Raw genomic sequence first — 11,668 nt, 5'->3', positions numbered from 1 at the left:
GACCGCTCCCGGGAGCGAGGGGGCAGGCGCGCTCTAGGGGGCGGCCGCCCGGCGGACCGCACCCGGGGCTCGTCCGGTCTCGCGGCGGTAGGCGCGGCTGAACGCCGCCTCGGAGTCGTAGCCGGTAGCGGCGGCGGCGCGGGCGACCGGCTCGCCCGCCGCGAGCAGGTCGGTCGCCACGTGCATGCGCCACGACGTCACGTACTGCATCGCCGGGACGCCCACGACCTCGGTGAACCGGGCCGCGAAGGCCGAGCGCGACATGGTCGCCTCGCGGGCGAGCGTCTCGACGGTCCACGGGCGAGCGGGGTCGCGGTGCACGGCCGCGACGGCCACGCCGACGTGCGGGTCGCGCAGCGCGCCGAGCCACCCTGTCGTGGCCGACTGCGCGTCGACCCACGCGCGGATCGCCTGGATGACCAGGATGTCGGCGAGCCGGGTGGTGACGGCCTCACCGCCGGGCCGGGTGCGCGTGAGCTCGTCGGCCATGAGGCCGAGCGTCCCGGCGATCCAGGGCGCGGCGCCGTCGTCGGCGGGGACGTGCACGACGGGCGGCAGCAGCTCGAGGAGCAGCCGCGACGCCGGGCCGTCGACGGACAGCACGCCGCACACGAGGTCGGTGCGCGGCCCGCCGCCGTCGTGCCGGAGCACCGAGTAGTGGTCGGTCACGTAGTCCTGCGGCAGCTCGTCGACACGTCCCATCGACGGCACGCCGGGCGCGCTGCGCAGCACGTGCCCGCGGCCGTGCGGGACGAGCCCGAGGTCGCCCGCGCCGAGCCGGACCGGCGGGACGCCGTCGACCTCGACCCAGCACTCGCCCGCGGTGACGACGTGGAAGCTCACGCACTCGCCGAACGCGGGCATGTCGACGGCCCACGGGCCGGTGGCCTCCGTGTGGCAGTAGAAGAACCCGGTGACGCGCAGCCGGTGCAGGGCCTCGCCCACCGGGTCGACGGAGCCCCAGGGGGCTTCGGGGGCGAGCACGGTCATCGGGCACCTCCGCCTGGACGATCTGTCATGTTCCGGCGACTCATGAGCATAGACCGTCCACCGCCCGGCGCGGTGTGCTGGGAGAACCACGGAGCAGCACCCGCCGCTCCCCACCGAAGGAGCCCACCATGAAGGTCCTGGTCGTCGGAGCCACCGGAGGGTCCGGCCGCGCCGCGGTCGCCGAGCTCGTCCGTCGTGGCCACGAGGTCACCGCCCTGTCCCGCCACGCCGCCGCGCTCACCGGCCCGCACGTCCGCGGCGTCGACGGCGACGCGACCGACCCCGCCACGGTCGACGCGCTCGTCGCCGGGCAGGACGCGGTCGTCGTCACGCTCGGCATCAGCGAGAACCCGCTCCGGGTCCGCCTGCGCGGCCCGGCCGGCACCCCCATCGACGTCCGCTCGCGCGGCACGCGCAACGTCGTCACGTCGATGCGCCGGCACGGGGTCCGCCGGATCGTCGTGCAGTCGTCGTACGGCGTCGGCACCACGCGGGACCGGCTGCCGTTCTCGGCCAAGCTGTTCTTCGCGCTGCTCATCGCGCCGCAGATCGCCGACGAGGAGCGCACGTCCGCCGAGCTGCGCGCGACCGAGCTCGACTGGGTCGAGGTGCAGCCCGTCTACCTGTCCGACGACGACATCCCGTACCCCGCGTTCACGACGACCAACGGCGACGTGCGCGGCATGAAGGTCTCGCGCGGCCAGGTCGGCCGCGTGCTCGCCGACGCGGTCGAGCGCGACGACCTCGCGCGCCGGTCGATCGCCGTCTCGCAGGACACCGACGCCGTCCCGGGCGGGCGTCGGGCACGCGCGGGCGCCGCCGCCTGACCGGCCCGGTCGCGCGGCACGGAGGCCGGGGTCTCGGCGGACGCTGACCCCGGCCTCAGCCGTCGCACAGCGTGCGCCCAGCGGGCCACGGCTGACTGGTCACCACGCCCGACCAGTCAGGAGCCACCGCATGTCCCCCACCGTCCTGCACGCCGCCGACCTCGTCGCCGTCCTCGTGCTCACGTTCGCCCTCTACCTGCCCCGGCACCGGCGCCGCGACCTCGCGGTCGCCTACCTCGGCGTCAACGTCGGGGTGCTGGCCGTCGCGGCGACGCTCGCGAGCAGCACGGTCGGCGCCGGCCTCGGCCTCGGTCTGTTCGGCGTCCTGTCGATCATCCGGCTCCGGTCCGCCGAGCTCAGCCAGACCGAGGTCGCCTACTACTTCGCGTCGCTGGCCCTCGGCCTCATCGGCGGGCTCGCCGCGGCACCCGTCGGGATCGCGCTCATGGCGGTCGTCGTGGTGGTCCTCGCGATCGCCGACAGTCCGCGGCTGCTCAGCCGCTACCGGCAGCAGACCGTCGTCGTCGACCGCGCCGTCGCGGACGAGACCGCGCTCGTCGCGCACCTCGAGCAGCTGCTCGGCGGGCGCGTGCGGCGCGTGTCGGTGCAGCGCCTCGACCTCGTCAACGACACGACGTGGGTGGACGTGCGCTACGACGCCGCCCCGCGGGGTGCGCTCGTCACGGAGCGCCTCGCAGGCCGGGGCGCTGCGACCCTGCGGCCGGACGACTCCGTCGCCCGGGACGCGGGCGGCGCCGAGCCCCCGTCGCCGACCGACGACGCCGACCGCTGGGCGGTGGCGCAGCGATGACCCTCGACGCCCTGCACCGGCTCGCACCCGTGACTCTCGACGAGCTGCTCGCCGACGCCTCCCTCCAGACGCGCGTCGACCGCAAGTACCTGCTCCCCGTCGCCGCGCTCGACGCGCTGCTCGACGACCTCGACCCCGCGACCCGCGCCCTGGAGATCGACGGGCGCCGCACCTCCGCCTACCGGTCGGTGTACTTCGACACCCCCGCGCTCAGCAGCTACCTGGGCTCCGCGCGCCGACGCCGGCAGCGGTTCAAGGTCCGCACCCGCACCTACGTCGACGACGGCGCCTGCTGGGTCGAGGTCAAGACCCGCGGCCCGCGCGGCACGACCGTCAAGGACCGCCGACCCCACGCCGGTCCGGCCGCGCTCGACGACTCGGCCTGCGCGTTCGCGGTGGCGGCGCTCGGCGACGAGCGGGCGGCGACGCTCGACGGCCCGCTGCTGCCGACGCTCGTCACGACGTACGACCGCGTGACGCTGCACGTGCCGGGACCGGCCGGCGGTCGCGTCGCCGACCTGCACCACGACGCCGAGCCGCGGCGCGCATGCGCGACCGGTGCACCCCGCGCGGGATCGCCGGCCGGGAGCGCCGCGTCGCGGACCACCGTCGACACCGGGCTCGTCTGGACCGACCCGTCGACGGGGCGGTCGCTCCCCCTGCGCGGCCTCGCGATCGTCGAGACCAAGACCGGCTCGACGCCGTCCTCGACCGACCGGCTGCTCTGGCGGCACGGCCACCGGCCCGTGCGCGTCTCGAAGTACGGCACCGGCCTCGCCGTCCTGCACCCCGACCTCCCCGCCACGCCGTGGCGCCGCGTGCTCGACCGGCACGTCGCCGCGGCGACCCGCTGACCTCCCACCCCCACCCGATCGGAGCACCACCGTGCGACACCACCGCGGGCGCCTCGTCGCCCCCACCGCCCTGCTCACCGGCCTCGTGGCCGCGACCCTCGTCGGCTGCTCGGCGGCCGACGCGTCGACCGGCTCGTCCGGCACCTCGACCAGCACCGCGACGGCGACCGACGCCGACGTGACCGTCGAGAGCACGCTCGCCGACAACACCGCCTGGCACGAGACCACGGCGACCGACGACACGTCCGGCGCGACGACCATCACGCTCGACGGCGCGACCGCCACGGTCGACGGCGACGGCGCGACCGTCGACGGGTCCACGATCACCGTCACGGCCGCCGGCACGTACGCCGTCTCCGGCACGCTCACCGACGGGTCGCTCGTGGTGGACAGCGCCGACGACGGCACGGTCGTGCTCGTCCTCGACGACGCCGATCTCACGAGCTCGACGACGTCCCCGCTCCAGGTCACCGACGCCGGCGACGTGGTCGTCGTGCTCGCCGACGGGTCGACCAACCACCTGGCTGACGCGACGGCCCCCGTCGACCCGGACGCCGAGACCGACGAGCCGAACGCGGCCCTGTTCAGCACCGCGGACCTCACCCTCACGGGCAGCGGGTCGCTCGACGTCGAGGGCCGGTCGAACGACGGCATCGCGAGCAAGGACGGCCTCGTGGTCGAGTCCGGGACGATCACGGTCGACGCGGTCGACGACGGGATCCGCGGCAAGGACTACCTCGTCGTCCAGGACGGCACGCTCGACGTGACGGCCGGCGGCGACGCGCTCAAGTCCGACGAGGCCGACGACGCCGCGCTCGGCTACGTCGCGGTCCTCGGCGGCGACCTCACCCTCACCTCCGGCGACGACGGCGTGACCGCGGCGACCGACGTCGTGCTCGCCGACGGGACCGTCACGGTCATCGCGGGCGGCGGGCACGACGCGACCGTCGCCGACGACGCGTCGCCGAAGGGCCTGGTCGGCGACGTGTCCGTCGTCCTGGGCGGCGGCACGCTGCGGGTCGACGCGGCCGACGACGCCGTGCACTCCGACGGCGTCGTCGCGGTCACCGACGGCGACGTCACGCTCGCGACGGGCGACGACGGCATCCACGCCGAGGGCGCCCTGCGCGTCGCGGGCGGCACGCTCGACGTCGCGACGGCCGTCGAAGGGCTGGAGGCGCCGGTCATCACGATCGCGGGCGGCGACACCTCGCTCACGACGAGCGACGACGGCGTCAACGCGACGGCAGGCTCGACCACGGACGACGACCCCGCCGCGACGACCGACGGCACCGGCGCGTCGACCGACACGGGCACGTCGACCGGCACGGGCACGTCGACCGGCACGGGAGCGTCCGCAGGTGCGGGCACGGCAGCTGGCACCGGGACGGGATCTGGCACGGGCACCGGCGCGGCCGGCGACGCGGGGACCGTCGCGGATGCCACCGACCCGCGCGCGGGCGGCATGCCGGGCGGCGGTCCGGGCGGAGGCGGCGGGGAGTTCTCCGCCCAGGACGGCGTCCTGCTGGAGATCACGGGCGGCACGCTCGTGGCCGACGCGGAGGGCGACGGCCTCGACTCGAACGGTTCGGTCACGATGAGCGGCGGGACGGTCGTCGTCGCGGGCCCGACGAGCTCCGGGAACGGCGCGCTCGACTACAACGGCACGTTCGAGATCAGCGGCGGCGAGCTCCTGGCCGTCGGCGCGTCGGGCATGGCGCAGACCCCGTCGGACGGCTCGACGCAGTCGTTCGTCGGCCTGACGCTCGACGCCACGCAGCAGGCCGGCACGGTCGTGCACCTCGCCGCGGAGGACGGCACGGTCCTCGCGTCCTTCACGGCCCCGAAGTCGTTCTCGTCGGTCGTCTACTCGTCGCCCGACGTCACGGACGGCGCGACGTACACGGCGCTGGTCGGCGGCTCGGCAGGCAGCCCGGACGCGACGGGCCTGTCCCGCGACGGCGACGCGTCCGCGGCGACGACGTCCGCGACGGCCACCGCGGGCGAGGTCCAGTCCGGCATGGGCGGCGGCCCCGGAGGCGGCGGCCCCCCGTCCCGCCCCTGACACCGGCCGATCCTCGTCCGGCCGCACCGCATCCCGCCCGCGACCCGGGTCTGAGTACCGCTCCCGGCGCGTGTTCCGGTACCCAGCCCCGGGTCGCCCCTCGCCCACCGAGCGAGCTCGCCGCGCGAGAACAACATGAGGGCCGTTCCGACCACGCGGAACGGCCCTCGTGTTGCGCTCGGCCGGGGGCCCGGCCGGCGCCCGATGCACCCCGGGCGGGGTCAGCGGCGCAGGATGCGGCGGGAGAGGCGGTTGCCGAGCGACTGGGCCAGCTGGACGAGCACGATGATGACGATCACCGTGATCCACACGACCGCGAAGTTCCACCGCTTGTAGCCGTAGTCCAGGGCGAACGCGCCGAGCCCGCCGCCGTCGAGCGTCCCGGCGAGCGCAGACATGTCGACGAGCGCGACGAACACGAACGTGTACCCGAGGATCAGCGGGCCGAGCGCCTCGGGCACCAGCAGGGTCAGCACGATCCGCCACCGCGACGCGCCCGTCGCGCGCGCCGCCTCGATGACGCCAGGGTCGATCGCGACGAGGTTCTGCTCGACGATCCGGGACACCCCGAACGTCGCGGCGAACGACAGCGGCACGATCATCGCGGTGCTGCCGAGCCGGGTGCCGATCAGACCCACCGTCACGGGCGCGATGATCATGAGCAGGATGAGGAACGGGATCGGCCGGAACACGTTGACGACGAGGTTGAGCACGCCGAACACGCCCCGGTTCGACAGCAGCCCGCCGCGCCGCGTCGTGTAGAGCGCGATGCCGAGGACGAGCCCGAGGACGCCGCCGATGAGCAGCGTCGCGGACACCATGTAGAGCGTCTCGCCCGCGGCCTCCAGCAGCTTCGGGCCGTGGAACGCGGGGTCGAACTCGCCCGCGGCGGGAACCGGGGTGGCAGCCAGCGGTGCGCCGACCGACGACGTCAGCGGCGTGGCCGCGAGAGCAGCGGTCAGGATGGTCATCGCACGGCCTCCTCGACGGGCGCGACGGTGCCGAGCTGCGCGACGAGCGAGTCGACGGCCGCGTCGGGCCCGTCGAGCGCGAGCGTGAGCGACCCGAACGACTGGTCCTGCAGCGTGCCGATGCCGCCGTAGACGATCTCGAACGCGACCCCGGACGCGCCCGCCGACGCGAGGACCGCCCCGAGCCGCGAGCTGTCGGTCATGGTCACGGTGACGATCCGGCCGGTGTGCGTGCGCTGGAGCCGTTCGAGGACGGCGCCCCGCGGCCGGTCGTGCACGACGGTCGACACGAACCGCTGCGTGACGTCGGCCTGCGGACGCGTGAACACGTCGAACACGGTCCCGGTCTCGGCGACGCGCCCGTTCTCGAGCACGGCGACGCGGTCGGCGATGGACCGCACGACCTCGAGCTCGTGCGTGATGACGACGATCGTCACCCCGAGCTCGCGGTTGACCTTCTGCAGCAGACCGAGGACGTCCTGCGTGGTCTGCGGGTCGAGCGCGCTGGTCGACTCGTCGGCGAGCAGGATCTTCGGCTGCGCCGCGAGCGCGCGCGCGATGCCGACGCGCTGCTTCTGCCCGCCGGACAGCTGGTCCGGGTAGGAGTGCGCGCGGTCGAGCAGGCCGACGAAGTCGAGCAGCTCGGCGATGCGCCGGTCGCGGTCGGCCTTGGGCCAGCCGGCGACCTTGAGCGGGAACGCGACGTTCCCCGCGACGGTGCGCGACGAGAACAGGTTGAACTGCTGGAAGATCATGCCGATGTCGCGGCGCTTGCGCTCGAGCGCGCGCTCGGACAGCGCGGCGACGTCGTCGCCGTCCACGACCAGCTGCCCCGACGTGACGCGCTCGAGGCCGTTGATGAGCCGCACGAGGGTGCTCTTGCCGGCGCCGGAGTAGCCGATGACGCCGAAGATCTCACCCTGCTCGACGGTGAGGTCGACGCCGTCGACGGCGCGGATCGGCCCGTTCGGGCCGTCGAACACCTTGGTGACGTCGCGGAACTCGATGATGGGGGTCACGTGGGGGGACCTTTCGGGGAAGGACGACGGCCGCGCGGCCCGGTCCCCGGGGGTGGTGGGGACCGGACCGCGCGGACCGGCTCAGCCAGCGGCCTTGAGGTTCTCCTGCGTCTGCGCCAGGACGTCCCGGAGCTGCGCGGCGTCGTAGCCCTCGACGATCGTCGCGGTGCCGCCCGACGACTCGACGACCGACTCGAGCACCTTCGGGTCGTGGTAGAGCTCGACGATCTTCTGGTAGGTCGGGTTGTCCACGTCGTCCGGTCGGGCCGCGATGATGTTGATGTACGGCTGCGCCCCGGGCGAGCTCGGGTCGTCCGCGAAGACGTAGCTGTCGAGGTCGAAGCCCGCGTCGGTCGCGAAGTTGTTGTTGACGATCACGCCCGCGACGTCGGGGTCGCCGATCAGGCCCGCGGTCTGCGACGCCTCGACGGGCCGGACCACGACGGTGGAGGCGTCGGTGTCGACGTCGTCCGGCGTCGGCACGGCCGGGTCGCCGGTGAACGCGATCAGGCCGGCCTCCTCGAGCACGAACAGCGCACGGGCCTGGTTGGTCGCGTCGTTCGGGATCGCGACCTGCTCGCCCTTCGTGAACTCGGAGACGTCCGTGTGCTTCTGCGAGTACAGCGGCAGCGGCACGATCAGCGTCGAGCCGATGGGCTGCAGGTCGTCGCCGGTGTTGTTGTTGTGGTCGGCCAGGTAGAGGACGTGCTGGAACGCGTTGAGGTCGATCTCGTCCTCGGTGAGCGCCGGGTTCGGCTGCGTGTACTCGGAGAAGCCGACGATCTCGAGGTCGATGCCCTCCTCCGCGGCGAGCTCCTGGAGGATCTCCCAGTGCGGCTGGCCGACGTCGGTCGTGCCGAGGCGGACGACGGTCGCGCCGTCGCCGGCGGCGGAGTCGTCGGCATCGGGACGGGTGAACGCGAAGACGAGCGCACCGACCAGGACGACGACGGCGACGACCGCCCCGACGACGAGGCCGGTGCGGCGCCCGCCGCGGTTCTTGGGCGGGAGGACGGGGACGTTCTCGGACATGAGGTGGTTCTCCTTGCGATGTGCCCGACGGTCACGGGCGGGTGGTGGACGGGAGTCGCGGGACGCCGGCCGACGCCGGCTGGTGGCCGGCGTCGGCGAGGGGACGTGAGACGGCGGGGCCGTCGGTCGAGGTGCGCGGCGCGGTGCGCCGGGCGGCTCAGGTGCGACGGGGGCGGCGCTGTGCCGGTGTCAGACCAGCGGGCCGTCGGGCGCCGGACACGCGGGCATGCGACACATGACGGCCGTGGCGGCGGTCATGGTGCGGGCCTCGCGGGCGTCCATCGATCGACCTCTTCCTCGCGCGCCGGCGACGGAGTGCCGGGCGGTGGCGTCAGTGAAGCGAAGGTCCTGGACACGTGTCAAATTCCGACCAGTACCGTCGGGATATGCCATGCGGGCGGGCGCACCGTTCGGCCGGGCGACGAGCGCGCGGGCGACGGGCTGCGGGGTCATGCGTCCTCCTCGGGCGCCAGGGCGCCGGTCGACTTGTGGGCGCCACCGTGACGCACCACCGGTTCTCGCCCCGGGGCACCCCGCTCGATCAGGAGGGTTGCCGTGCAGCCAGCCGGGTACTTGACGCTGCAGCTCGTGAACCAGGTCCCAGGATAGACGACGCCACGCGACGCCCCGGCGTCACGCTCGTCACACCCGCTCCCCTCGTAGGGGCCCGCCGGGTACGGGACGCGCGAGACCCCCGGTGCGCGGTGGCACCGGGGGTCTCGTGGTCGTGCGCGTCGTTCCGGGGGTCGAGTGCTCAGGCGCCGGGCGTCGCCGTCTCGCCCGTCGAGTCACCCGTCGAGACGGGCTCGCCGGCCAGCACGAGGTAGAGGTCGCGCCGCGCGCGCTCGACGATCGCGAGCGCGGCCGTCGCCTGCTCCGGGGTGCCCGTGCGGGCGACCTGGACGGCGGCACCCGAGAGCGCCTCCAGCGCGGGCCGCAGCGCGCGGCCGGGGTGGACCGGGCGCTCCTGGGCGTCGAGCCACGGCGTGCCGAGCGCGTCGCGCTGCTCCTCGACGTGCGCGGCGCCGGCCTCGGTGAGGCTCGCCATCCGGCGACCGCCCTGCGCGGACAGGGTCACGAGGCCCTCGTCCTCGAGCATCGCGAGCGCCGGGTACACCGCGCCCGGGCTGGGCCGCCAGCGGCCCTCGGACCGCGTGCCGATCTCCTGGATGAGTTGGTAGCCGTGCATGGGCTGCTCGGCGAGCAGCAACAGGATCGCGGCGCGGATGTCGCCGCGACCGGCCCGGCCGCCGCGGCGACCGCCGTGGCGCGGGTGCGGGCCGCCGTGGTGGCCGCCGAAGCCGCGCCCTCCGCGGGGGCCGGGTCCGAAGCCGGGCCCGGCGGAACCGAAGCCGGGGCCGCCGGGACCGAAGCCCGGGCCGAACCCCGGCCCGAACGGCGGGCCGGACGGGCGGCCGGAGGCGTCCTCGTCGTAGGCGTCGGGACCGGCCGGGTGGTGGTGGAAGTGGTGGTGTCGCATGGGTGGTCTCCTCAGGTGCGTGGGCGTCGGCGGAGGTGCGGGGCACGCCTCGACCGGGACGGCCCCGGGAGTGGTGCGGCGCAACGCCGACGTCGTAAACGATATATCGTTGATACATCGTTCGCAAGCCCTCGGTTGGTCGCGGGGCGACGACCCGGGGCTGGTGACCGGAGATCGCCCGCTACCGGTCACCATCACCGGTTCGCGGGAGGGCGTCGTGGGGGGCGGCGTGGGGGTGCGGCGTGGTGGGGGTCGGGGGGAACGGCGTCACGACGGGCGGAGCGGGGACCAGAACGACCACGGCTCCCCCTCCGGGCCCAGCACCCCGTACTCGCGCACGCCGTAGGGCTGGTCGGTCGGCGGGTAGGTGACGGTGGCCCCGCGCGCGACCGCCGCCGCGTGGTGGGCGTCGACGTCCCGGACGGTCACGACGAGCATCCCCGTCGCGGCCCCGACCGCCGCAGGTGACGCCAGCCGCCACTCGGGTGCGACCCGGTGCAGCATCACGACGCCGTCGGCCGTGCGGACCTCGCCGTGCACGACGGTCCCGCCGGCGTCGCGGTGCAGCGGCCCGGGCTCCAGGCCGAAGACGTCGACGAGGTGCCGGTGCGCCGCCTCGAGGTCCGCGTACACGAGCACGGCGACCCGGCGCAGCGGCTCGGTGGGCGCGACCGCGGTGTCCTCCAGCACGGCCAGCAGCCGCCGGCAGACCTCGACGTCGCCCGCGTCGTCGTCCGCCCGCATCCGCGCGTCGACCGGCACGTCGGGCCGCGTCGCGCTCAGCCGGTGCAGCAGACGCTCCATCCGCAGCACCTGGTCCTCGAGCTCCGCCAGGTGGGTGCGCAGCGCGCCGTCGAGCGTCCACCCGGGCTCGTCGAGCGCCGTCGCGATGTCGTCGAGCGACACCCCGAACCGCCGCAGCACGCTGATCCGGTACAGCCGCTCGACGTGCGCGCGGTGGTAGACGCGGTGACCGGCGGCGGTCCGGTCGGGGCGCAGCACGCCCACGTCGTCGTAGTGGTGCAACGTGCGGACCGTGAGGCCCGTGAGCGCGGCGAGGTCGCCCACGCGCCAGCCCGCGTCGCCGGCCCCCGCACCCACCGCGCCGTCGTCCGTCCGCTCGGTCACCCCGCCCGCCTCACGCTCGTCGCGACCCCCGTGCCGGCGCCGGTCAGAGCGGCGAGTGGATCGCCCAGCGGTGACCGAACGGGTCGACGAGCCAGCCGCGCCGCTCGTCGCCCTGGTCCGCGGGCTCGCGGTCGACCGTCGCCCCGGCCGCGACGGCCTGGGCGTACACGGCGTCGACGTCGTCGACCTCCAGCACCACCGCGGCCGTCGCGTGCCCGAGCGTGGCCGGGGCGTACGCGCCGTAGTCGTGGTACTCGTCGGACAGGTAGAAGGGCCGGTCGCCGATCGCGAGCGCCGCGAAGCCGACCCGCCCGTCGTCCTCGGTGTACCGCTCGCCGGTCTCCGTCGCGCCGAACGCGGCGGCGTAGTACGCGATCGCCTTCGCGGCGTCGTGCACGGTCAGGTAGGGCACCAGCTGCGTCATCGTCGTGACCTCCGTCGTGGCGGCGGGCCTCGGCGCCCGCACGCCCGACGCTAGGCCCTCACGTCAC

11 protein-coding genes and 1 riboswitch are annotated in these 11,668 nt (G+C 74.9%); of the genes, 4 read left to right on the top strand and 7 right to left on the bottom strand.

Annotated features, from left to right (window positions below; translation table 11 throughout):
• Nucleotides 1–33: 33 nt before the first annotated feature.
• Complete coding sequence (locus tag OOT42_RS06390) at nt 34–990, bottom strand: AraC family transcriptional regulator (protein ID WP_273654051.1); 957 nt, start codon at nt 988–990, stop codon at nt 34–36.
• Between the two features lie 128 nt (nt 991–1,118).
• Here OOT42_RS06390 and OOT42_RS06385 point away from each other — a divergent pair, with 128 nt between their 5' ends.
• The 4 genes from OOT42_RS06385 (at nt 1,119) to OOT42_RS06370 (ending at nt 5,547) form a co-directional block, all read left to right on the top strand.
• A complete protein-coding gene (locus OOT42_RS06385; RefSeq protein WP_273654050.1) occupies nt 1,119–1,817 on the top strand; it encodes an NAD(P)-dependent oxidoreductase in 699 nt (232 codons plus the stop codon).
• Between the two features lie 130 nt (nt 1,818–1,947).
• Nucleotides 1,948–2,628, top strand: a complete 681-nt coding sequence (locus OOT42_RS06380) for a DUF4956 domain-containing protein (RefSeq protein ID WP_273654049.1) — start codon at nt 1,948–1,950, stop codon at nt 2,626–2,628.
• Nucleotides 2,625–3,482 (top strand): polyphosphate polymerase domain-containing protein, encoded by an 858-nt coding sequence (locus OOT42_RS06375; protein WP_273654048.1) that lies wholly within the window; start codon nt 2,625–2,627, stop codon nt 3,480–3,482. The genes OOT42_RS06380 and OOT42_RS06375 overlap by 4 nt, the downstream gene beginning before the upstream one ends.
• 31 nt (nt 3,483–3,513) lie before the next feature.
• Nucleotides 3,514–5,547: a carbohydrate-binding domain-containing protein gene (locus OOT42_RS06370; RefSeq protein ID WP_273654047.1), complete on the top strand. Its 2,034-nt coding sequence runs from the start codon at nt 3,514–3,516 to the stop codon at nt 5,545–5,547.
• Between the two features lie 221 nt (nt 5,548–5,768).
• Here OOT42_RS06370 and OOT42_RS06365 read toward each other — a convergent pair whose 3' ends face one another.
• The 6 genes from OOT42_RS06365 to OOT42_RS06340 all read right to left on the bottom strand — a co-directional run bounded on the left by OOT42_RS06365 (nt 5,769) and on the right by OOT42_RS06340 (nt 11,601).
• Nucleotides 5,769–6,509, bottom strand: coding sequence for a methionine ABC transporter permease (locus OOT42_RS06365; RefSeq protein WP_423776004.1), 741 nt, complete (start codon nt 6,507–6,509; stop codon nt 5,769–5,771).
• Between the two features lie 5 nt (nt 6,510–6,514).
• Nucleotides 6,515–7,537 (bottom strand): methionine ABC transporter ATP-binding protein, encoded by a 1,023-nt coding sequence (locus OOT42_RS06360; RefSeq protein ID WP_273654045.1) that lies wholly within the window; start codon nt 7,535–7,537, stop codon nt 6,515–6,517.
• An 81-nt stretch (nt 7,538–7,618) separates the two neighbouring features.
• Complete coding sequence (locus OOT42_RS06355) at nt 7,619–8,569, bottom strand: MetQ/NlpA family ABC transporter substrate-binding protein (protein WP_273654044.1); 951 nt, start codon at nt 8,567–8,569, stop codon at nt 7,619–7,621.
• A gap of 479 nt (nt 8,570–9,048) precedes the next feature.
• Nucleotides 9,049–9,163: riboswitch (SAM riboswitch) on the bottom strand.
• A 160-nt stretch (nt 9,164–9,323) separates the two neighbouring features.
• Entirely contained in the window at nt 9,324–10,049 is a 726-nt protein-coding gene (locus OOT42_RS06350) for a PadR family transcriptional regulator (RefSeq protein WP_273654043.1), read from the bottom strand.
• Between the two features lie 267 nt (nt 10,050–10,316).
• Nucleotides 10,317–11,177, bottom strand: coding sequence for a MerR family transcriptional regulator (locus tag OOT42_RS06345; RefSeq protein ID WP_273654042.1), 861 nt, complete (start codon nt 11,175–11,177; stop codon nt 10,317–10,319).
• Between the two features lie 43 nt (nt 11,178–11,220).
• Nucleotides 11,221–11,601: a VOC family protein gene (locus OOT42_RS06340; protein ID WP_273654041.1), complete on the bottom strand. Its 381-nt coding sequence runs from the start codon at nt 11,599–11,601 to the stop codon at nt 11,221–11,223.
• Between the last annotated feature and the right edge of the window lie 67 nt (nt 11,602–11,668).

The sequence above is a fragment of the Cellulomonas fimi genome, from assembly GCF_028583725.1.
Lineage (GTDB): Bacteria > Actinomycetota > Actinomycetes > Actinomycetales > Cellulomonadaceae > Cellulomonas > Cellulomonas fimi_B.
This window is presented reverse-complemented; position numbering and strand designations above follow the sequence as displayed.

What these genes read in the sequence shown, in the direction of transcription:
- OOT42_RS06385 (WP_273654050.1), top strand. Translation starts at nt 1,119, where the DNA reads ATGAAGGTCCTGGTCGTCGGAGCCACCGGAGGGTCCGGCCGCGCCGCG.
- OOT42_RS06375 (WP_273654048.1), top strand. Translation starts at nt 2,625, where the DNA reads ATGACCCTCGACGCCCTGCACCGGCTCGCACCCGTGACTCTCGACGAG.
- OOT42_RS06355 (WP_273654044.1), bottom strand. Translation starts at nt 8,569, where the DNA reads ATGTCCGAGAACGTCCCCGTCCTCCCGCCCAAGAACCGCGGCGGGCGC.
- OOT42_RS06390 (WP_273654051.1), bottom strand. Translation starts at nt 990, where the DNA reads ATGACCGTGCTCGCCCCCGAAGCCCCCTGGGGCTCCGTCGACCCGGTG.
- OOT42_RS06380 (WP_273654049.1), top strand. Translation starts at nt 1,948, where the DNA reads ATGTCCCCCACCGTCCTGCACGCCGCCGACCTCGTCGCCGTCCTCGTG.
- OOT42_RS06340 (WP_273654041.1), bottom strand. Translation starts at nt 11,601, where the DNA reads ATGACGCAGCTGGTGCCCTACCTGACCGTGCACGACGCCGCGAAGGCG.
- OOT42_RS06350 (WP_273654043.1), bottom strand. Translation starts at nt 10,049, where the DNA reads ATGCGACACCACCACTTCCACCACCACCCGGCCGGTCCCGACGCCTAC.